Origin of the sequence: Streptomyces sp. NPDC050988 (assembly GCF_044456225.1) — a bacterium.
GTDB lineage: Bacteria > Actinomycetota > Actinomycetes > Streptomycetales > Streptomycetaceae > Streptomyces.
Genome location: NZ_JBITFQ010000017.1, coordinates 122,178 through 143,141 on the forward strand (window position 1 = coordinate 122,178; position 20,964 = coordinate 143,141).

Sequence of the window (20,964 nt, forward strand, 5' to 3'; positions counted from 1 at the left end):
AGCGGGGCTGCGCCCCTGCTTCCAGCCTGTCCGGCGATTGAGGACGAGGCCGCCAGGCCGATTTCCCCACCCACTCACGGTCAGCCCACCCACCCCGCCAGCTCCACCCCACCCAGCCTGTCCGGCGTTTGAGGACGAGCGCGGAGCGCGATGCGGGGGTCCGGGGGCGGAGCCCCCTGGGATGGGACGGGTAGGGGCGGCGGGGGCGAGGGACGTTCGGGTCAGGGTGTGCGGGCGATCAGGTAGCGGAAGATGTTCGGCATCCACACCGTGCCGTCACGACGCCTGTGCGGATGCAGGGCCTCGCGGAGCTCCTTGTCGACCTGAGCCTGATCCGTGGCGGCGACGGCGGCATCGAACAGCCCCGTGGACAGCAGCCCCCGCACCGCGTTGTCCACATCGGCGTACCCGAAGGGACAGGCAACCCGCCCCGACCCGTCGGGCCGAAGCCCGGCACGCTGAGCGACCTCCTCCAGATCGTCCCGAAGGGCGGGCCGCCAACTCCCGGCCCCCCGAAGCGGATCCGCCAGCTTGGTGGCGACCCGCAGCACCGAGGCGGTCGCGCACCGCTCCGGCGGCCCCCACCCCGCGATCACCACAGGAACCCCCCGCCCCACAAGCGGACGCGCCCCCGCCAGCAACTCACCCAGCCCTTCGGAGTCCCCGCCCACACACCCGATCGGCTCGAAGGCTGTCACCAGGTTGTACGCGGACGGCCCCGGGCCACCCGCGTCGGACGCGAGGTCCGCCGGGTCACCGTCCACCAGCCGAGTCCCGGCACGCGCACGCGTGCCCCACGCCGCGGGCAGTAACCGCTCCCGCGCGAGAGCCAGCCGCTCGGGCGCACCGGCATCGACACCGGTGACCCCGGCACCTCGGGAGGCCGCCATGAGCAGTGCGAGCCCGGATCCGCAGCCGAGCCCCAACAACCGGGTGGCAGAGCCCACTTCGAGCCGCTGGTACACGGCCTCGTAGAGCGGGACGAGCATCCGCTCCTGAATCTCGGCCCAGTCACGCGCGCGTGCCCACGGATCCACCCGGGGCACAGTGCCCGCGTGAGGTAGGTGATGCCGCACGAGCGTAGGTGTCATCGAAAGCGCCCCAATCCGCCGAGAGTTGCTTCTTCGTGCCCCGTTTCTCCGCCCCCGTGCAGTGCGCGCGCACTCCGCCCCCGTATGCCAGGAAACTCCGCGCTCGTCGTGGCGTCCAGGGGTTACGGACCCCGGTTTGTGTGCCACCGGCGCGCGCCGTAAAAATTCACATACCGGCAACATGTGCCCGTACCATCGCGCCATGGCAAAGGCACCTGTTCTCACGCCTCGCGCGGACGATTTCCCGCGCTGGTACCAGGACCTGATCAGCAAGGCCGAGCTGGCCGACAACGGTCCGGTGCGCGGCACGATGGTCATCCGGCCGTACGGCTACGGGCTGTGGGAGCGGATGCAGCAGGAGATGGACGCCCGGATCAAGGAGGCGGGTGCCCAGAACGCGTACTTCCCGCTCTTCATCCCGCAGTCGTACCTGACCAAAGAGGCCGAGCACGTCGAGGGCTTCGCGCCCGAGCTCGCCGTCGTCACCCACGCCGGCGGCAAGGAGCTGGAGGAGCCGGTCGTCGTCCGCCCCACCTCCGAGACGATCGTCAACGACTACTTCTCCAAGTGGGTCCAGAGCTACCGCGACCTCCCGCTGCTGATCAACCAGTGGGCGAACGTGGTCCGTTGGGAGATGCGCCCGCGCGTGTTCCTCCGTACGACGGAATTCCTGTGGCAGGAGGGACACACGGCCCACGCCACGTACGAGGAAGCCCGGGACCACGCCGCGCACATCCACGAGAAGGTGTACGCCGACTTCATGGTGAACGTCCTGGGCATCGACGTGGTGCTGGGGCGGAAGACGCCGAGTGAGCGGTTCGCGGGAGCCGTCAACACCCTCACGCTCGAAGCGATGATGGGCGACGGCAAGGCCCTGCAGATGGGCACCAGCCATGAGTTGGGCCAGAACTTCGCCAAGGCCTTCAACACCCGGTACCTGTCCAGGGACGGCCGGCAGGAGCTGGTCTGGCAGACCTCCTGGGGGTCCTCGACCCGCATGGTGGGTGGCCTGATCATGTCGCACGGCGATGACAGTGGGTTGCGGGTGCCGCCGCGCCTCGCCCCCGTACAGGCCGTGGTCCTCGCCATCAAGGGCGACAATGCGGTTCTGGCCAAGGTCCACGAGATCGGCGACCGGCTGAAGGCGGCGGGCGTGCGCGTCCGGGTCGACGACCGCACGGACACCCCGTTCGGCCGCCGCGCCGTCGACTGGGAACTCAAGGGCGTGCCCGTACGTATCGAGGTCGGCCCCCGTGACCTGGAGAACGGCACCGCGATGCTGGCCCGCCGCATCCACGGCGGAAAGGAGCCGGTGGCGATCGACTCCCTCGTACGGCTGCTGCCCTCCGTTCTCGAGGAGGACCAGGCCCTGTTGCTGGCGCAGTCGCGCGAGCGGCGGGTGTCCCGGACGTCCGAGGTGTCGACGATCGGGGAGGCGATCGAGGCCGCCGTCGCCGGCGGCTGGGCGCGCATCCCCTGGGCCACCCTGGGCGAAGAGGGCGAGGCCGAACTCGCGGCGCACGCGGTGACCGTACGCTGTCTGGTCGCGGAAGACGGGTCGGTGCCCGGGAGTGACGACGCACCCGGTAACGTCGCCGTCGTGGCCCGCGCCTACTGAGCCCCGGCATTCCGCTGCGAGAAGGACCGAAACGCCTCTTGCGCATCTGATGACCGCAGGTGCCCCGGCGCGCGGACGCCGTCTACAGGCCGGGGCGTACGAGTCACTACGTACCGGCTAGGTGTGAACTGTGAGGCTTCTCCGCAGATCAGCGCACCCGCCCTCGTCAGGACGCATCAGCGGCAACTGACGGGTACGTGCAAATTATTTGGGATGCCCCGGAATAGGAACACAGAGGCACCCCGGCTCGTTGTCATTACGTGAGCACGACACCACCTGTTCTCGCCGCAGAGCTGGCAGGGGCGTGGGCCGACATTCAGCGGCACCACACCGAGCTGCCCGATCTTGCCGCGCCAGAGTCCCTGATCGGAGAGTCGTCGTCCGCCTGCGGGCACGAGCTCTCCTTCGAGCGACTGCTTCACGAAGCAGTCCACGGCATCGCCGCCGCCCGAGGTGTCCGAGACACCTCGCGCGCCGGCCGGTACCACAACCGCAGATTCCTCGCGATCGCCGAGGAGCTGGGCCTGGACCACCCCGAGGAGCCGCATCCCAGCAGTGGCTTCTCGCTGGTCACGCTCAACCCCGAGGCGAAGCGGCGCTACCGCCCGACGATCGAGCGGCTGCAGCGCGCCCTCAAGGCGCACACGGTCGCGACCGCCGCGGACACGGCCCGCAGCTTCCGGGGCCCGGCCGCCCGGCACGGCTCCTCCGGAGGAGGCGTGCGCGTGAAGGCCGTGTGCGACTGCGGGCGCAACGTCCGCGTCGTCCCGTCGGTCCTCGCCCAGGCGCCGATCGTGTGCGGAGGGTGCGGGAAGCCGTTCCGTATCCCGGAGGTGGTCGGCGCCGCAGCGGGGTGAGCGGACAGTCGTCGTAGCGGCGGGCCGTCGTGCCGCCGGGGTGTGCGGGAGAGCGCAGTGGCATCTCGTGGGTGCCGGATTGCGCAGCGGCCCACCTCGACGGCGACACCCGCGTGGGGCCCGATCGTGCCGCGGGCCGGTCATGCGCTGCCCGGGTCGAGGCCCCGGTCAGGGTGTGGCAGAATGGCCAGCTGTACTCGACAGCCGCACAGGACCCCTCTCTCCTCCGGCTGACGCGTCCATCGGGCACTCGGGTACCGCAACCCCACGCGGCAATTTCGTCGTGCCCAACCACGTCAAGACCAGGAGACACCACTCCAGTGGCAGTCAAGATCAAGCTGAAGCGTCTGGGCAAGATCCGTTCGCCTCACTACCGCATCGTCGTCGCCGACTCCCGTACCCGCCGTGATGGCCGGGCCATCGAGGAGATCGGTCTGTACCACCCGGTGCAGAACCCCTCGCGCATCGAGGTCGACTCCGAGCGTGCGCAGTACTGGCTGGGTGTCGGCGCGCAGCCGACCGAGCCCGTTCTCGCCATTCTCAAGCTGACCGGCGACTGGCAGAAGTACAAGGGCGAGCCCGCCCCGGCGCCGCTGCTCGTGGCCGAGCCGAAGGCCGCGCGCCCGTCGTTCGACGCCCTGGGCGGCGAAGACGAGGGCAAGGGTGAGGCCATCACCCAGAAGAAGAAGGCTGAGAAGAAGGACGAGGCTTCCGCCGAGTCCGCGTCGACCGAGGCCTGAGCATGCTCGAGGAGGCTCTCGAGCACCTCGTGAAGGGCATCGTCGACAACCCGGACGATGTGCAGGTCGCCTCGCGCAACCTGCGTCGCGGACGCGTTCTCGAGGTCCGGGTGCACCCCGACGACCTCGGTAAGGTGATCGGCCGCAACGGCCGCACCGCACGCGCCCTGCGCACCGTCGTGGGCGCCATCGGCGGCCGCGGCGTCCGTGTCGACCTCGTCGACGTGGACCACGTCCGCTGACGTAATACGCAGCACCGGCTCGGGCCGGGGAGGGCCATTGGGCCGTCCCCGGCCCGTAGTCGTCTCACGCGGCCATGCCGTAGCCACACGACAGGAGATCAGGCAAGTGCAGCTGGTAGTCGCGCGGGTGGGCCGCGCCCATGGCATCAAGGGCGAGGTCACCGTCGAGGTACGTACCGACGAGCCGGAGCTGAGGCTCGCGCCCGGTGCCGTCCTGGCCACGGACCCCGCCTCGGCCGGTCCGCTGACCATCGAGACGGGGCGGGTGCACAGCGGCCGCCTCCTGCTGCGCTTCGAGGGCGTACGCGACCGCAACGGCGCCGAGGCGCTGCGCAACACCCTGCTGATCGCCGAGGTCGACCCGGACCACAAGCCCGAGGACCCGGATGAGTACTACGACCACCAGCTCATGGACCTGGACGTCGTCCTTGAGGACGGTACCGAGGTCGGACGGATCACCGAGATCTCGCACCTCCCCTCGCAGGACCTCTTCGTGGTCGAGCGGGCCGACGGGACCGAGGTGCTGATCCCGTTCGTCGAGGAGATCGTCGTCGAGATCGACCTGGAGAAGCAGCGGGCGGTCATCGACCCGCCGCCGGGACTGATCGACGACCGGGCGGAGATCGCCTCCTCCAGGGATGACGAGAACTCCTCCGGGGATGACGAGAACACCTCCAGGGACGCCGAAAACGCCTCCGCGGGAGACGAGGCGTGATGCGGCTCGACGTCCTCACGATCTTCCCCGAGTACCTGGAACCCCTGAACGTCTCGCTCGTCGGCAAGGCACGCGCGCGTGGACAGCTGAATGTGCACGTGCATGATCTGCGGGAGTGGACGTACGACCGGCACAACACGGTCGACGACACCCCGTACGGCGGCGGCCCCGGCATGGTCATGAAGACCGACCCCTGGGGCGACGCGCTGGACTCCGTCCTCTCGGACGGCTACGAGACGGGCTCCCACGGGCCCGTCCTGGTGGTCCCGACACCCAGCGGGCGTCCGTTCGATCAGGAGCTGGCCGTCGAGCTCTCCGAGCGCCCCTGGCTGGTCTTCACCCCCGCCCGCTACGAGGGCATCGACCGGCGTGTCATCGACGAGTACGCGACCCGTATGCCCGTCTACGAGGTGTCCATCGGCGACTACGTGCTGGCCGGCGGCGAGGCGGCCGTCCTGGTCGTCACGGAGGCCGTGGCCCGGCTGCTGCCCGGTGTCCTCGGCAACGCCGAGTCGCACCGGGACGACTCCTTCGCGCCCGGAGCCATGGCCAACCTCCTGGAGGGGCCCGTCTACACGAAGCCGCCCCAGTGGCGCGGCCGCGGGATCCCGGACGTGCTGCTCAGCGGCCACCACGGGAAGATCGCCCGCTGGCGGCGGGACGAGGCACTGAAGCGCACGACCGCCAACAGGCCGGACCTCATCGAGCGTTGCGACCCCGCGGCCTTCGACAAGAAGGACCGCGAAATGCTCTCGATCCTCGGCTGGCAGCCCGGTCCCGACGGCCGATTTTGGCGCAGGCCAGAGGCCGTGGAAGAATAGGCGGCTGCTGTACGTCGTCCGGCGTGCGCCCCTGCCACAGGGGGACACGACGCCCGCCCCGACCCGCACGGCCTCCCTTATGGAACACCGACTTCCGTTGATGACCTGTGGCATCGGCGAAGAAAGCAGACGATCATGTCTCACCTGCTCGACTCAGTCGACGCAGCGTCGCTGCGCAGCGACGTCCCGGCCTTCCGCCCGGGTGACACCGTCAACGTCCACGTCCGCGTCATCGAGGGCAACCGCTCCCGTGTGCAGCAGTTCAAGGGCGTAGTCATCCGTCGCCAGGGCGCCGGTGTCCGCGAGACCTTCACGGTCCGCAAGGTCTCGTTCTCCGTCGGCGTCGAGCGCACCTTCCCGGTGCACACCCCGATCGTCGAGAAGATCGAGCTCGTCACCCGCGGTGACGTGCGTCGCGCGAAGCTCTACTACCTCCGTGACCTGCGCGGCAAGGCCGCGAAGATCAAGGAGAAGCGCGACAACTGAGCACTCGCGCCGGGCTCCGTATGAGGGCCGGATAGCATCTGGCCCCGATGGACGCCGAAGCACAGCACACGGAGCGCGACCGCTCCTCCCACCCCGCCGGATCCGAGGAGATCTCGGACACAGGGGCGACGGAGGAACGGTCGCGTTTCGCGTTGGTGGACCGGGCCGCGGACCGGCTGCCCGGTGGCCGGATCACCCTGACCGTGCTGTTCTGTCTGTTTTTTCTGCTGCTGCTCAGCCGCTTCGTAATCCAGCCGTTCGAGATTCCCAGTGGCTCGATGGAGCCCGGATTGAGGATCGGGGACCGCGTTCTCGTAAATAAGTTGGCGTACCGTTTCGGTGCTGAGCCGAGGCGCGGTGACGTCGTCGTGTTCGACGGCACCGGTTACTTCGGCGACGCCGACTACATCAAACGTGTCGTCGGCGTGGGGGGAGACCATGTGGTCTGCTGCGACAGGCAGGGGAGGATCGAGGTGAACGGCCGGTCGGTCGACGAGTCGACGTTTCTGTTCCCGGGCGACAAGCCGTCAGAGGTGTCCTTCGACGTCGCGGTGCCCGACGGCACCCTGTTCGTCCTCGGTGACCACCGCGGTGACTCCAGCGACTCCCGCGACCACCTGGGCTCCCCGGGCGGCGGCATGATCCCGGTCGACGACGTGATCGGCAGAGCCGACTGGATCGCCTGGCCCCTCGGCCACTGGACCGGCCTGGAGCGCGTCGACGGCTACGCGCGCGTGCCCGCCGCCACAGGGGCCGGCGCCCCGGCGTCGAGCGGGCCGAGCACCGCGGACGGTGTCCATGGGTAACCGCGGCAAGCCCCGCAGCGCCCACAGCGCCGCCGAGGACCTCCTGCCCACCGGTACCCGGCGTACCGGCGGCCCCGTCATGCCCGGCCGGGCCGAGCGACGCAAGCTCGCCCGCAGGGTGAAGCGGCGCAGACAGCGCTCGGCGATCAAGGAGATACCCCTTCTGATAGGGGTCGCCCTGCTCATAGCGCTCGTACTGAAGACGTTCCTCGTTCAGGCCTTCGTGATCCCGTCGGGCTCCATGGAGCAGACGATCCGGATCGGCGACCGCGTCCTGGTCGACAAGCTCACGCCGTGGTTCGGCTCGAAGCCCGAGCGCGGCGACGTCGTCGTGTTCAAGGACCCCGGCGGCTGGCTGGAGGACGAACAGCCGGTGGCGAAGGCGGACGACCCCATCGTCGTCAAGCAGGTCAAGGAGGTGCTGACCTTCATCGGCCTGCTGCCCTCCGACAACGAACGGGACCTGATCAAGCGGGTCGTCGCGGTCGGCGGCGACACCGTCAAGTGCTGTGACACCCAGGGCCGCGTGACCGTCAACGGCATGCCGCTCAACGAGCCCTACATCAACCCCGGCGACAAACCCTCCTCGCTCAACTTCGAGGTCAAGGTGCCCGAGGGGCGCCTGTGGGTCATGGGCGACCACCGCTCCAACTCCGCCGACTCCCGCTATCACCGCACCGAGAAGTACAACGGCACCATCTCCGAGGACGTCGTGGGCCGCGCCATGGTCATCGCCTGGCCCATCGGTCACTGGACCCAGCTCAACGAGCCGGAAACGTACGCCTCCGTGCCCGACGCGCCCGGTGGGGCGGGCGTTGTGCTCGGCGCGTCGCATAGGGTGGCCACCGCGGATCGATACGGATTGATCCCGCTCCCGACCCCTGCGGAACTCCCGCTCGTTATGGGAGTGGTGGGCCTGCGTCGCATTCGTCGCAGGCGGCGGCACGGAGTGAGGAGTGGATGTGGGGGATTTGGCGGTCGGCGCACGGTCCGGACACGAGGGCCCCGAGGAGCGACCGGAACGACCCGAAGAGTCGGTCCCCCCGGCAACAGAGGACGACGTGACCGCCGGCGGTGACAACGGTGGTGACTCCGGTGGTGATGGAGGCAGAGAGGCGCGGGACGGCGACGGCGCCGCTCCGCAGCCGAAGAAACCGCGGTCCTTCTGGAAGGAACTCCCGCTGCTCATCGGCATCGCGCTGGTTCTCGCGCTGCTGATCAAGACCTTCCTGGTGCAGGCGTTCTCGATCCCCTCGGACTCGATGCAGAACACCCTCCAGCAGGGTGACCGCGTCCTGGTCGACAAGCTGACCCCGTGGTTCGGCTCGAAGCCCGAGCGCGGCGAGGTCGTCGTCTTCCACGACCCCGCCAAGTGGCTGGCCGGCGAGCCGACCCCGAACCCGAACGCGATCCAGAAGGGCCTCAGTTGGATCGGCCTGATGCCGTCCGCCGAGGAGAAGGACCTCATCAAGCGCGTCATCGGGGTCGCCGGCGACACGGTCGAGTGCAAGGGCACCGGCCCGCTGAAGGTCAACGGCAAGGCGCTCAACGAGACTTCCTACGTGTACCCGGGGAACACGCCGTGCACCGTGGACGATCTCGGCGGCCAGTTCAAGGTGAAGGTGCCCGAAGGCAAAATCTGGGTCATGGGTGACCACCGGCAGAACTCGCTGGACTCCCGCTACCACCAGCAGGACAAGTACAAGGGCTTCGTGCCCGTGGACAACGTCGTGGGCCGCGCCATCGTCGTAGCCTGGCCGCCCACCCGCTGGTCGACGCTGCCGGTGCCGGACACTTTCGACCAGAACCTCAGTGCCGCCGCTCCGGGCGCGCTCGGGCTCGCGGGCGCGGTGCCGCTGGTGCTGTGGCGCAGGCGCCGTCTCACCGTCGGGAACACCAGGGTTTCTGGGCCGGGTACCGCCGGGTAGGGTGCCGTCCCAGATCGCCGATCTTCCGCGGCCCGCACCTGGGCCGCGGGGTCGATTCTCCGAGTTGGGGGAGCACTGGGATGAGCGGGACAAGTCGTACGGACGAGGGCCACGGACGGCTCGGCAGCAAGCTGTCGGGATTCGCCATGGCCCTCGGCTGTGTGCTCTTCCTCGGCGGTTTCGCCTGGGGTGCGATCGTCTACCAGCCCTACACCGTGCCGACGGACTCGATGTCGCCGACCATCACGGCCGGCGACCGGGTGCTCGCCGAGCGGATCGACGGCTCCGACGTCGAACGCGGTGACGTCGTCGTCTTCAAGCAGGCCAGCTGGGGCAACATGCCCATGGTCAAGCGTGTCGTCGCGGTGGGCGGGGACACCGTCGCCTGCTGCACGCAGAACAAGCTGACCGTCAACGGCAAGAAGATCGACGAACCGTATCTCCCCAAGGGCAGCGCGGCCGAGGCCACCACGATCCCGGCCATCAAGGTCCCCGAGGGCAGGCTCTTCCTGCTCGGCGACGAACGCAGCGGCTCCCTCGACTCCACCGCCCACCTCACGGAGGCCGGCAGCGGCACGGTGCCGCGCGGCGCGGTGGACGCCCGCGTCGACGCCGTGGCCTGGCCCATGAACGGCATGCTGGCCAGGCCCACCAACTTCGAGACCCTCGGCGCCATCTCCGAGCCGGGGCCGCTGCGCCTGGTCCTCACGGCGATCGTGGTCGGCGCGGTACTCGTCCTCGGCGGCGGGGCGTACGGTCCCATCGCCAAGCGGGCGGAGCGCCGGCGCAACCGCACGGGGACGAGGGAGCAGGCCCTTGCAGGCTGAGACGCCGCAGGGAGCGGGCGAGCGGCCGGCCTCGGCCGCGGATTCCGAAAGCGGGGGCGAGCCGTCGGCCGCCGAGTCCGGAAGCCGGGGCGAACAGCCGGTTCCCGGGACCGGAAGCACAGGCGGGCCGTCCGCTGCCGAGTCCGTAGACAGGGGCGAGCCGTCGGCCGTCGAGTCCGGAAGCGCGGGACAGCGGCCGGTCCCCGGGCCCGATGAACTCGGGGAGCTGCGGAAGGTCGCCCGGGTGGTGCTGCTCGACCCGCAGGACCGCATCCTGCTGCTCCACGGCCACGAACCCGAGGACCCGTCCGACGACTGGTGGTTCACACCGGGCGGCGGCGTGGAGGGCGACGAGACGCGGGAAGAGGCGGCCCGCAGGGAACTCGTGGAGGAGACCGGCATCACCGAGGTCGAGCTGGGCCCGGTGCTGTGGCGGCGGACCTGTTCGTTCCCGTTCGCGGGGCGCCGCTGGGACCAGGAGGAGTGGTACTACCTGGCCCGGACGGCGGATACGCGAGAAGTGGTGCCCGAGGCCACGGGTCTGACCGAGCTGGAACGGCGCAGTGTCGCCGGAGCGCGCTGGTGGACGTGCCAGGAACTTAACCAGGCACATGAGACGGTGTATCCGACCAGACTCGCCGAGCTGCTGCGCAGGCTGCTCGACGAAGGGCCCCCGGCCGGTCCCGAGACCCTCGACACGGAAATCGTCTAGGGGCTCGCGGGGCTGGCGCACAATAGGGGGACGCACGGCTGAAGGGGAACATGCCATGAGCGCCGAGGACCTCGAGAAGTACGAGACCGAGATGGAGCTGAAGCTCTACCGGGAGTACCGCGATGTCGTCGGTCTGTTCAAATACGTGATCGAGACCGAACGGCGCTTCTACCTCACCAACGACTACGAGATGCAGGTGCACTCGGTCCAGGGCGAGGTGTTTTTCGAGGTGTCCATGGCGGACGCCTGGGTGTGGGACATGTACCGGCCCGCTCGGTTCGTGAAGCAGGTACGCGTCCTCACGTTCAAGGACGTGAACATCGAGGAGCTGAACAAGAGCGATCTCGAACTGCCGAGCAGTTGAGGGATCACGGTCGCCGAGCGGCCGGAGGTGGGTACGGCCACTCGTGTGGGTGACTGAGTTGTCCACAACCGAGTGGTCGTCCACCAAGATCCACTAGTTGGTGGCGGCGGGCTCAGTGTGGGTGCCGGAGGTGGTGCCCACATGAAGACGTCCAAGGCACGCAACGCACTGGGAAAGTACGGCGAGGATCTGGCCGCACGGCGGCTGACCGAGTCGGGCATGACGGTCCTGCAGCGCAACTGGCGCTCGGGCAGGACCGGCGAGATCGACATCGTGGCCCGGGACGGCGACGCACTGGTCGTCTGCGAGGTCAAGACCCGTCGTACGGGAACCTTCGAGCACCCGATGGCCGCCGTCACCCCCGTCAAGGCGCAGCGGCTGCGCGGCCTCGCCGAGCGCTGGCTGCAGGAACACGGAGGAGCCCCACCCGGCGGCGTCCGCATCGACGTCGTCGGCGTCCTGCTGCCCGACCGCGGCGCCGCCGTCGTGGAGCACGTGCGGGGGGTGGCCTGATGGGATTCGCGCGTACGTGCTCGGTGGCCCTCGTCGGTGTGGAGGGCGTCGTGGTCGAGGTCCAGGCGGACCTGGAGCCCGGGGTCGCGGCGTTCACCCTGGTCGGCCTGCCCGACAAGAGCCTGACGGAGAGCAAGGACCGGGTGCGGGCGGCCGTGGTCAACTCCGGCGGCGAGTGGCCGCAGAAGAAGCTCACGGTGGGCCTCAGCCCGGCCTCGGTGCCCAAGAGCGGCAGCGGATTCGACCTCGCGATCGCCTGTGCGGCGCTGGGGGCCTCCGAGCGCATCGACCCACGGGTGCTCTCCGACATCGTCATGATCGGCGAGCTGGGCCTGGACGGGCGGGTCCGGCCCGTCCGGGGTGTGCTGCCGGCCGTGCTTGCCGCCGCGGACGCGGGATACGAGCAGGTGGTGGTCCCGGAGTGCGCTGCCGCCGAGGCCTCGCTGGTGCCCGGGGTGTCCGTGCTCGGCGTCCGCAGCCTCCGGCAGCTGATCGCCGTCCTCACGGACGAACCGGTGCCCGACGAGGAGCCCGACGAGCAGGGCCGCCCGGATCCGCTGCTCGCGGGCCTGCGCATGCCGGGGACGGGCGCGGCCACGGGCATGCACAGCATGGGCGCCATGCAGCACGACCACGGACACGACCTCGCCGACGTCGTCGGCCAGCACTCGGCACGGACCGCGGTGGAGGTCGCCGCGGCCGGCGGACACCACCTGTTCCTCGAAGGCCCACCGGGGGCGGGCAAGACGATGCTCGCCGAGCGACTCCCGGCCATCCTGCCGAGGCTCACCCGCGGCGAGTCCCTGGAGGTCACGGCCGTCCACTCGGTCGCGGGCCTGCTGCCACCGGGCAAACCCCTGGTAGACGTCGCGCCCTACTGCGCACCGCACCACTCGGCGACCATGCAGGCGCTCGTCGGAGGCGGTCAGGGAATCGCACGGCCGGGCGCGGTGTCGCTCTCCCACCGGGGAGTGCTCTTCCTCGACGAGACTCCCGAGTTCAGCAGCCACGCTCTCGACGCCCTGCGCCAGCCCTTGGAATCGGGGCATGTCGTGATCGCGCGCAGCGCCGGAGTCGTGCGCTTCCCGGCCCGCTTTCTCATGGTGCTCGCGGCGAACCCATGCCCCTGTGGCCGCTTCTCGCAGCGGGACAGCCTGTGCGAGTGCCCGTCCTCCGCGATCCGCCGCTACCAGGCACGGCTCTCCGGACCGCTGCTCGACCGGGTCGATCTGCGGGTCGAGGTGGACCGCGTCACCCGTTCCGAGCTCACGGAGCGGGGCGCGCGGGGCGAATCCACCGAGACGGTCGCCGACCGGGTGCGGGAAGCCAGGGAGCGGGCCGCGGCGCGGCTGACGGACACTCCCTGGCGGACCAACAGCGAGGTACCGGGGCGTGAGCTGCGCAGCCGTTGGTACGCCTCCCCGGGAGCCATGGACGACGCCGAGCGCAGTCTGGAGCGCGGTGTGCTCACCGCGCGTGGTCTCGACCGTGTCCTGCGCGTCGCCTGGACCGTCGCGGACCTGGTGGGACACGACCGGCCCGACGCGACGGACGTCACCCTCGCCCTGCAACTGCGCACCGGGGTCCCTCGGGGGGTGCCCATGGCGATCGGGGCGTTGACGTGAGCGGGGGCACCAGGGGCATCAGGGGCACTGAGGGCAGCGGGGGCAGCGGGAGTGGAGGGGATGGCAGGGACAGTAGAGATCACAGGGGCGGTGGGGTCGGCGGGGACGGCAGGGATGGTGGGGACGACGAGCGGCTCCACCGGGTCTTCCTGGCGCGCGTCGTCGAACCGGGGGACGAGGTCTGCGGACGGTGGCTGCGCGAGATCGGGGCCGCGGAGGTGGTCCGGCGGCTCACCGGAGGCGGGCAGCAACTGCCGGGTGTCACGGACAAGCGATGGGCGGGGCTGAGGGCCCGGGCCGAGTGGGCGGACCCGCAGCGGGACCTCGCCGTGGCACGGGACACCGGGACGCGGTTCGTATGCCCGGGGGACGCCGAATGGCCCGCACAGCTGGACGACCTCGGGGACGCGCGGCCCACCGGTCTGTGGGTGCGAGGGCGGCCCAGCCTGCGGATATGGGCGCTGCGCTCGGTCGCGGTGGTGGGCGCGCGGGCCTGCACCGAGTACGGCGCGCACATGGCCTCCGTGCTCGGCGCCGGGCTCGCCGAGCGGGGGTGGGTCGTGGTGTCCGGGGGTGCCTACGGGGTGGACGGCGCGACACACCGCGGTGCGCTTGGCGCGGGCGGGGCCACCGTCGCCGTACTCGCCTGCGGGGTCGACCGGCCCTACCCGCGCGGGCACACACAGCTGATCACCCGTATCGCCGAACAGGGACTGGTGGTGGGTGAGTTGCCGCCCGGCGACCATCCGACACCGAGCAGGTTCATCCTGCGCAACAGGGTCATCGCGGCGTTGACCCGCGGCACGGTGGTCGTCGAGGCGGCGTACCGGAGCGGCGCACTTGTCACCGCCCGGTCCGCTCAGCGGTTGGGCCGGTACGCGATAGGGGTACCGGGCCCGGCCACCAGCGCGCTCTCGGCGGGGGTGCACGAACTGCTGCGCGGGGACGCGGCGCTGGTCACGGACGCCGCGGAAGTGGCGGAGCTGGTCGGCGACATGGGCGAGCTGGCGCCGGACCGGCGTGGGCCGGTGCTGCCGCGCGACCTCCTCGACCCCGCCGCCGCCCGTGTGCTGGCCGCCCTGCCGGCCCACGGGACCGCATCGCCGCAGGACACCGCCAGGGGCGCCGGCACGACGGCCGACGACGCGGTCGCGAGACTGTACGAACTCCGCTCACTTGGGTTCGTCGAACGACACGGCGACGGCTGGAAGTTGACACGCCAGGCCACTATCTCCGTCGACACGGATCGGGGGCGATGCTGACCGAGAGTGTTCGGCCGTCCGGGCGACCACCCGAAACCCTTGGCAGTTCCCGTAGTTGGCGCTCCACGGTGATTACGCACGGCGACGGTCGTGCCCCTGAGGGGCGCCCAGCGGAACGTATCTGCGCACGGTGGATCCCTCGGCCTTCGCACACTGCGACGCCCCAGTCACGCTACGCTCACGAGGATTCCGACTCAGACAGGCAACTCGACATCAGACCGACAGCTCACTCAGGCACCCCCAGTTCACGGCAGAACGGCACAAGGCGACGAATGCCCCAGCACACCTCCGGGTCTGACCGGGCGGCTGTTCCCCCCGCTGCCCGCGGCGGCGTGCGGCCGCCCGCCCCCTCGACGCTCGACGAGTTGTGGAGGTCGTACAAGACCACGGGCGACGAGCGACTGCGCGAGCAGCTGATCCTGCACTACTCGCCGCTGGTGAAGTACGTCGCCGGCCGGGTGAGTGTGGGGCTGCCGCCCAACGTGGAGCAGGCGGACTTCGTCTCGTCGGGTGTGTTCGGGCTGATCGACGCCATCGAGAAGTTCGACATCGAGCGGGAGATCAAGTTCGAGACGTACGCGATCACACGGATCCGGGGCGCGATGATCGACGAGCTGAGGGCACTGGACTGGATCCCGCGGTCCGTGCGGCAGAAGGCGCGCAACGTCGAGCGGGCCTACGCGACGCTGGAGGCACGGCTGCGGCGTACGCCGTCGGAGTGCGAGGTGGCCGGCGAGATGGGCATCCCGGTCGACGAACTGCATGCGGTGTTCAGCCAGTTGTCGCTGGCGAACGTGGTGGCCCTGGAGGAGCTGCTGCATGTCGGCGGCGAGGGCGGCGACCGGCTGAGCCTGATGGACACCCTTGAGGACACTGCGGCCGACAACCCCGTGGAGGTCGCCGAGGACCGGGAACTGCGGCGCTTCCTGGCACGTGCCATCAACACGCTGCCCGAGCGCGAGAAGACCGTCGTGACGCTCTACTACTACGAGGGGCTCACGCTCGCCGAGATCGGCAATGTCCTCGGTGTGACGGAGAGCCGGGTCAGTCAGATCCACACCAAATCCGTCCTCCAGCTGCGCGCCAAGCTGGCGAGTTTCGGTCGCTGACCTCGTTTCCTCGGCAACGCCTCTGAAGTGGGACTTCTTTCGGCCGGGGAGCCAAGGATCAGGCCCTGACGGGCGAGAGTCTCCCCTCTTGGGCGGGGCATCCGTAAAGTGGGAGCGTGCCAAGGATTCGAGCGGCCTCCGTGGCCGAGCACCGGTCGATGCAGCGAGCCGCCCTGCTGGACGCGGCACGGTCACTGCTGTCCGAGGGCGGGACGGAGGCGCTGACGTTCCCGGCACTCGCCGAGCGGACGGGTCTGGCGCGGTCCTCCGTGTACGAGTACTTCCGGTCGCGTGCGGCCGTCGTCGAAGAGCTCTGCGAGGTCGACTTCCCGGTATGGGCGGCCGAGGTCGAGGCGGCTATGGCGCTGGCCGGGACACCCGAGGGCAAGGTCGAGGCGTACGTCCGCCAGCAGCTCGGCCTCGTCGGCGACCGGCGTCACCGGGCCGTCGTGGCGATCTCCGCGAGCGAGCTGGACGCGGGCGCGCGCGAGAAGATCCGCGCGGCTCACGGGGGACTCGTCGCGATGATCGTGGAGGCGCTGCGGGACATCGGGCACGAGCAGCCCCGGATGGCCGCGATGCTCCTCCAGGGAATCGTGGACGCGGCCGTGCGCAGGATCGAGATCGGTGCGGCCGAGGATCCCGTTGTGATCACCGATGCCGCGGTGGCGATGGCCCTGCGGGGCGTCCAGGGCTGAGCCCATCCGGCGTCGGACGGACGGTGTCTCTCGGTGTTTGCTGGTCGAGGTACCTCTCGGGTGTGTCGGTCGGTGTCGATTCGGTGGGATGCCGTTCGTATGGGAGCGGAGGAGCCCTTCCCTCTGGTGTGGGAGGGCGGCGCCCTCTTTCGAAACGTAGGCCCGGAGGCTGTCATGTCGTTCACCGATGAAGAGATCGCCTACATGCGGTCACAGCCGCTCGCCCGTGTCGCGACGCTGTCTCCCGACGGCCGGCAGCCCGATGTGGTCCCGCTCGCCTTCGAGTACGACGGCACGCACTTCTGGGTCGGCGGCAGCGGCTCGTCCGTCGCCGGGACGCGTAAGTTCCGCAACATCCGGGCCGGCCGCCACGAGGTGGCTCTCGTCATCGACGATCTCGTGTCCCTCGATCCGTTCATCGCGCGAGGCGTCCGGGTCTACGGCACCGCCGAAGAACCCGTCGAGCGTGTGGGGATGGTCGGCCCGGGGCTCTATACGCGCATCACGCCGACCGTCTCCTGGAGCTGGAACATGGCGGGCCGTCCGGTGGGCGCGGAGTGGTACCCGTCGCGGCGGTCGGTCCATGAGGTGCCGCCGAGTGGCCGGCCGGACCCGAGCCAGGGCCAGGACTAGGGCTAGGGCCAGGACACGGTCCGTACCTCGGACTCGGGCACTCCGATGACCGGCAGCAGCCGTGACGGACCCCGGCCGAGCAGCCACGGCGGGAGCAGGGACAGGGGGTCCAGGTAGGTGTCGGCCCGGCGCAGTCCCCAGTGCAGGCAGGGCGCCGGACAGTGCGACCCCGTCGGTTCCAGTACGCCGATCACCTCGCCCGCCGACACCTCCGCGCCCTTCTTCACCGTCGCCCGCACCGGCTCGTAGGTCGTGCGCAGGGGTGGGTCGCCCGTGCCGTTCAGTTCCACCGAGACGACTCCGCGGCCCGCGACCCGGCCCGCGAAGGAGACACGGCCGGGAGCCACGGCGCGGACCGGGGCGCCGGCGGCCGCGGTGAGGTCGACCCCGCGGTGGCCCCGGCCGTAGGTGGTGGCCGGGGGTTCCCAGCCGCGTATCACCGATGGACGCAGGCCCACCGGCCAGGCGCGGCCGACCGCGGGCACCGGTGTGTCGGCGGGTGGGGACGGGACGGCGGGCGGAGACGGTGGCGAACTGCCGCCGGGACCGCTGACGGGACCGCCGCCAGGGCCACCGCCGGGATCGCCGTCGAGGGCGGTCGCCGAGGGGAGGGCAGCACCCGCGGCGAGCACGGCGGCCACCATCAGGGCCGGCAGCAGCGTCAGCCACGTACGCATCGATCGGTCTTCTCGCATGCGAGAACGGTCCCGTGCGCGACGGAAAAAAGTGGATCATGGCCAGGATCTGTGGAGTACCGGCCGGTTGTGGACAGCGGCGTCACCCGGCACCTCGCGGGTCCCGTACACTTCTTGTGGCGATCCGGGTCACCGGGTCGACTTCGCACGCCCCGACACCAGGCCCTCAAACAGCCGGTGTCAGCGCCTCTCGGTCCCTAGCGGCAAGGCGCATCGCGGGCGTCAGGCGCGAGTGCCGTCCGGCACGCGCGGCACAACCGAGAAACTCAAGGAGAACGGCCATGGCCGTCGTCACGATGCGGGAGCTGCTGGAAAGCGGCGTCCACTTCGGTCACCAGACCCGTCGTTGGAACCCGAAGATGAAGCGATTCATCTTCACGGAGCGCAACGGCATCTACATCATCGACCTGCTCCAGTCGCTGTCGTACATCGACCGCGCCTACGAGTTCGTCAAGGAGACCGTCGCCCACGGCGGCACGGTCATGTTCGTCGGTACGAAGAAGCAGGCGCAGGAGGCCATCGCCGAGCAGGCCACCCGCGTCGGCATGCCCTACGTCAACCAGCGCTGGCTGGGCGGCATGCTCACCAACTTCTCCACCGTCTACAAGCGTCTGCAGCGCCTCAAGGAGCTTGAGCAGATCGACTTCGAGGACGTCGCCGCGTCCGGTCTCACCAAGAAGGAGCTTCTCGTGCTCTCGCGCGAGAAGGCCAAGCTGGAGAAGACCCTCGGTGGTATCCGCGAGATGTCCAAGGTTCCCAGCGCCGTCTGGATCGTGGACACCAAGAAGGAGCACATCGCGGTCGGCGAGGCCCGGAAGCTCAACATCCCGGTCGTCGCCATCCTCGACACGAACTGCGACCCCGACGAGGTCGACTACAAGATCCCGGGCAACGACGACGCGATCCGCTCCGTCACCCTGCTCACCCGCGTGATCGCCGACGCGGTCGCCGAGGGCCTCATCTCCCGTTCCGGTGCCGGCAAGGCCGCCGAGGGTGACAAGGCCGCGGGCGAGCCGCTCGCCGCCTGGGAGCGCGACCTGCTTGAGGGTGGCGAGAAGAAGGCCGACGAGACCACCGCCGAGGCTCCCGCCGAGGCGCCTGCTGCTGAGGCCCCCGCCGCCGAGGAGGCCCCCGCGGCCGCCGAGGCCGAGGCTCCGGCCGCTGCCGAGGCTCCCGTCGCCGAGGTCCCCGCCGCTGCCGAGGCCGAGAAGCCGGCCGAGGCCGAGCAGGCCTGACGAACCAGCGTCACGGTTGAGTGACGGCGGGCGGTGCCGAAGGCGCCGCCCGCCGTTCACCCCCAGCCCGTAGATCTTCGGTGGACGCCCGCCCGATCAGCGGCGGACGCCGACTTCGAGACTTCGAACTCCGAGAAGAGATTCACAGATCATGGCGAACTACACCGCCGCTGACGTCAAGAAGCTCCGCGAGCTCACCGGCGCCGGCATGATGGACTGCAAGAAGGCGCTCGACGAGGCCGACGGCAACGTCGACAAGGCCGTCGAGGCGCTGCGCATCAAGGGCCAGAAGGGCGTCGCCAAGCGCGAGGGCCGCTCCGCCGAGAACGGCGCCGTGGTCTCCATCATCGCCGAGGACAACACCTCCGGCGTCCTGGTCGAGCTGAAGTGCGAGACGGACTTCGTCGCCAAGGGCGAGAGGTTCCAGGCCGTCGCCAACACGATCGCCGAGCACGTCACCAAGACCTCCCCGGCCGACATCGAGGCGCTGCTCGCGTCCGAGATCGAGGCCGGCAAGACGGTCCAGGCGTACGTCGACGAGGCCAACGCCAACCTGGGCGAGAAGATCGTCCTGGACCGCTTCGCGCAGTTCTCCGGCGCGTACGTGGGCGCGTACATGCACCGCACCATGCCCGACCTGCCCCCGCAGATCGGTGTCCTGGTCGAGCTGGACAAGGCCGACGCCGACCTCGCCAAGGGCATCGCGCAGCACATCGCCGCCTTCGCGCCGAAGTACCTCTCCCGTGAGGACGTTCCGGCCGACGTCGTCGAGTCCGAGCGTCGCGTCGCCGAGGAGACCACCCGCGCCGAGGGCAAGCCCGAGGCCGCCCTCCCGAAGATCGTCGAGGGTCGCGTCAACGGCTTCTTCAAGGAAGCCACCCTTCTCGGTCAGCCGTACGCGCTCGACCAGAAGAAGTCCGTCCAGAAGATCCTGGACGAGGCCGGTGTCACCCTGAAGCGTTTCGTACGCATCAAGGTCGGCATCTGAGTCCGTACCGCGATCGACGCGCGACCCCGATAGGGTCGACAGCAGTCGTCCGTCTTGGTTGCGTATGCCGCCACGCGCATGCGTGACGGTCGACAGCAGATCTGACGAGGAGGCCATTGCCGCGCATGGGTTGCTACCGACACCCCACCGGCAATGGCCTCCTTTGTATGTGGGACACGTAGAAGAGGCGAGATCTCCATGACCACCACCAAGGCCGACAAGGACGAAAAGAGCGACACCGGCAAGGGCGCCGGCCGCTTCCTGCTGAAGCTTTCCGGCGAGGCTTTCGCCGGTGGCGGGGCACTCGGCGTCGACCCCGACGTGGTGCACAAAATGGCCCGGGAGATCGCCGCGGTGGTTCGCGGCGGTGCCCAGATCGCCGTCGTCATCGGCGGCGGCAACTTCTTCCGCGGCGCCGAACTCCAGCAGCGCGGCATGGACCGGGCCCGCTCCGACTACATGGGCATGCTCGGCACCGTCATGAACTGCCTGGCCCTCCAGGACTTCCTGGAGAAGGAGGGCATCGACTCGCGCGTGCAGACCGCCATCACCATGGGGCAGGTCGCCGAGCCGTACATCCCGCTGCGGGCCGTGCGGCACCTGGAGAAGGGCCGTGTGGTCATCTTCGGCGCGGGCATGGGCATGCCGTACTTCTCCACCGACACCACCGCCGCCCAGCGCGCCCTGGAGATCGACGCCGAGGCCCTGCTGATGGGCAAGAACGGTGTGGACGGGGTCTACGACTCCGACCCGAAGACCAACCCCGAAGCGGTCAAGTTCGACTCGCTCAGCTACGGCGAGGTCATCACCCGCGACCTCAAGGTCGCCGACATGACCGCGATCACCCTGTGCCGCGACAACAAGCTCCCGATCCTCGTCTTCGAGCTTCTGGCCGAGGGCAATATCGCGCGGGCCGTCAAGGGTGAGAAGATCGGCACGCTCGTGGGTGACCAGGGCAGTCGGGCCTGACCGGGGGATGGACAATGTCCTGCCGGTCGG

The 20,964-nt window shown here is 69.9% G+C and carries 24 protein-coding genes; 22 read left to right on the plus strand and 2 right to left on the minus strand.

What is annotated here, in order from left to right:
- Positions 1-221 precede the first annotated feature (221 nt).
- Positions 222-1,091, minus strand: a complete 870-nt coding sequence (locus ACIBEI_RS30605; protein ID WP_398893445.1) for an SAM-dependent methyltransferase — start codon at positions 1,089-1,091, stop codon at positions 222-224.
- Between the two features lie 202 nt (positions 1,092-1,293).
- Between ACIBEI_RS30605 and proS the strand changes: the two genes are divergently transcribed.
- The 19 genes from proS to ACIBEI_RS30700 all read left to right on the plus strand — a co-directional run bounded on the left by proS (position 1,294) and on the right by ACIBEI_RS30700 (position 17,047).
- The gene (proS, locus tag ACIBEI_RS30610; protein WP_398893446.1) at positions 1,294-2,709 is read left to right on the plus strand and encodes a proline--tRNA ligase; all 1,416 of its coding nucleotides are present in this window, start codon (positions 1,294-1,296) and stop codon (positions 2,707-2,709) included.
- Positions 2,710-2,969: 260 nt separating this feature from the next.
- Positions 2,970-3,566 carry a hypothetical protein gene (locus ACIBEI_RS30615; RefSeq protein WP_269649597.1) on the plus strand — a complete coding sequence of 199 codons (597 nt, stop codon included), beginning with the start codon at positions 2,970-2,972 and terminating at the stop codon, positions 3,564-3,566.
- 320 nt (positions 3,567-3,886) lie between these two features.
- Positions 3,887-4,306, plus strand: coding sequence for a 30S ribosomal protein S16 (gene rpsP / locus ACIBEI_RS30620; RefSeq protein WP_398893447.1), 420 nt, complete (start codon positions 3,887-3,889; stop codon positions 4,304-4,306).
- Positions 4,307-4,308: 2 nt separating this feature from the next.
- Positions 4,309-4,548 carry an RNA-binding protein gene (locus ACIBEI_RS30625; protein ID WP_003973401.1) on the plus strand — a complete coding sequence of 80 codons (240 nt, stop codon included), beginning with the start codon at positions 4,309-4,311 and terminating at the stop codon, positions 4,546-4,548.
- A gap of 106 nt (positions 4,549-4,654) precedes the next feature.
- Positions 4,655-5,263, plus strand: a complete 609-nt coding sequence (gene rimM, locus ACIBEI_RS30630) for a ribosome maturation factor RimM (protein WP_398893448.1) — start codon at positions 4,655-4,657, stop codon at positions 5,261-5,263.
- Positions 5,263-6,084 carry a tRNA (guanosine(37)-N1)-methyltransferase TrmD gene (trmD, locus tag ACIBEI_RS30635; protein WP_398893494.1) on the plus strand — a complete coding sequence of 274 codons (822 nt, stop codon included), beginning with the start codon at positions 5,263-5,265 and terminating at the stop codon, positions 6,082-6,084. The genes rimM and trmD overlap by 1 nt, the downstream gene beginning before the upstream one ends.
- A 135-nt stretch (positions 6,085-6,219) precedes the next feature.
- Positions 6,220-6,570: a 50S ribosomal protein L19 gene (gene rplS / locus ACIBEI_RS30640; protein WP_200395634.1), complete on the plus strand. Its 351-nt coding sequence runs from the start codon at positions 6,220-6,222 to the stop codon at positions 6,568-6,570.
- A 47-nt stretch (positions 6,571-6,617) separates the two neighbouring features.
- Complete coding sequence (gene lepB / locus ACIBEI_RS30645; RefSeq protein WP_398893449.1) at positions 6,618-7,376, plus strand: signal peptidase I; 759 nt, start codon at positions 6,618-6,620, stop codon at positions 7,374-7,376.
- Positions 7,369-8,454, plus strand: coding sequence for a signal peptidase I (lepB, locus tag ACIBEI_RS30650; protein ID WP_398893450.1), 1,086 nt, complete (start codon positions 7,369-7,371; stop codon positions 8,452-8,454). Before lepB (ACIBEI_RS30645) ends, lepB (ACIBEI_RS30650) begins: the two co-directional genes overlap by 8 nt.
- Complete coding sequence (gene lepB / locus ACIBEI_RS30655) at positions 8,339-9,304, plus strand: signal peptidase I (protein ID WP_398893451.1); 966 nt, start codon at positions 8,339-8,341, stop codon at positions 9,302-9,304. The genes lepB (ACIBEI_RS30650) and lepB (ACIBEI_RS30655) overlap by 116 nt, the downstream gene beginning before the upstream one ends.
- A gap of 80 nt (positions 9,305-9,384) precedes the next feature.
- Positions 9,385-10,131: a signal peptidase I gene (gene lepB / locus ACIBEI_RS30660; protein ID WP_398893452.1), complete on the plus strand. Its 747-nt coding sequence runs from the start codon at positions 9,385-9,387 to the stop codon at positions 10,129-10,131.
- A gap of 226 nt (positions 10,132-10,357) precedes the next feature.
- A complete protein-coding gene (locus ACIBEI_RS30665; RefSeq protein WP_398893495.1) occupies positions 10,358-10,843 on the plus strand; it encodes an NUDIX hydrolase in 486 nt (161 codons plus the stop codon).
- 55 nt (positions 10,844-10,898) lie between these two features.
- The gene (locus ACIBEI_RS30670; RefSeq protein ID WP_055510545.1) at positions 10,899-11,207 is read left to right on the plus strand and encodes a DUF2469 domain-containing protein; all 309 of its coding nucleotides are present in this window, start codon (positions 10,899-10,901) and stop codon (positions 11,205-11,207) included.
- A gap of 141 nt (positions 11,208-11,348) precedes the next feature.
- Entirely contained in the window at positions 11,349-11,720 is a 372-nt protein-coding gene (locus ACIBEI_RS30675) for a YraN family protein (RefSeq protein ID WP_398893453.1), read from the plus strand.
- Positions 11,720-13,345: a YifB family Mg chelatase-like AAA ATPase gene (locus tag ACIBEI_RS30680; RefSeq protein WP_398893454.1), complete on the plus strand. Its 1,626-nt coding sequence runs from the start codon at positions 11,720-11,722 to the stop codon at positions 13,343-13,345. The genes ACIBEI_RS30675 and ACIBEI_RS30680 overlap by 1 nt, the downstream gene beginning before the upstream one ends.
- Before the next feature lie 149 nt (positions 13,346-13,494).
- A complete protein-coding gene (gene dprA, locus ACIBEI_RS30685) occupies positions 13,495-14,607 on the plus strand; it encodes a DNA-processing protein DprA (protein ID WP_398893496.1) in 1,113 nt (370 codons plus the stop codon).
- A gap of 272 nt (positions 14,608-14,879) precedes the next feature.
- On the plus strand, positions 14,880-15,716 hold the full coding sequence (whiG, locus tag ACIBEI_RS30690; protein ID WP_269649606.1) for an RNA polymerase sigma factor WhiG: 837 nt from the start codon (positions 14,880-14,882) through the stop codon (positions 15,714-15,716).
- A 140-nt stretch (positions 15,717-15,856) separates the two neighbouring features.
- A complete protein-coding gene (locus ACIBEI_RS30695) occupies positions 15,857-16,414 on the plus strand; it encodes a TetR/AcrR family transcriptional regulator (protein WP_190232323.1) in 558 nt (185 codons plus the stop codon).
- Positions 16,415-16,588: 174 nt separating this feature from the next.
- Positions 16,589-17,047 carry a PPOX class F420-dependent oxidoreductase gene (locus ACIBEI_RS30700; RefSeq protein WP_398893455.1) on the plus strand — a complete coding sequence of 153 codons (459 nt, stop codon included), beginning with the start codon at positions 16,589-16,591 and terminating at the stop codon, positions 17,045-17,047.
- A 2-nt stretch (positions 17,048-17,049) separates the two neighbouring features.
- Here the strand turns inward: ACIBEI_RS30700 and ACIBEI_RS30705 are convergent, their stop codons facing one another.
- Positions 17,050-17,742, minus strand: a complete 693-nt coding sequence (locus ACIBEI_RS30705) for a murein hydrolase activator EnvC family protein (protein WP_398893456.1) — start codon at positions 17,740-17,742, stop codon at positions 17,050-17,052.
- Between the two features lie 281 nt (positions 17,743-18,023).
- Here ACIBEI_RS30705 and rpsB point away from each other — a divergent pair, with 281 nt between their 5' ends.
- From rpsB to pyrH, 3 genes are all read left to right on the plus strand, one after another.
- Complete coding sequence (gene rpsB, locus ACIBEI_RS30710) at positions 18,024-18,977, plus strand: 30S ribosomal protein S2 (protein WP_189843556.1); 954 nt, start codon at positions 18,024-18,026, stop codon at positions 18,975-18,977.
- Between the two features lie 151 nt (positions 18,978-19,128).
- A complete protein-coding gene (tsf, locus tag ACIBEI_RS30715; RefSeq protein ID WP_398893457.1) occupies positions 19,129-19,965 on the plus strand; it encodes a translation elongation factor Ts in 837 nt (278 codons plus the stop codon).
- 198 nt (positions 19,966-20,163) lie between these two features.
- Entirely contained in the window at positions 20,164-20,934 is a 771-nt protein-coding gene (gene pyrH, locus ACIBEI_RS30720) for a UMP kinase (protein ID WP_055614582.1), read from the plus strand.
- Positions 20,935-20,964 lie beyond the last annotated feature (30 nt).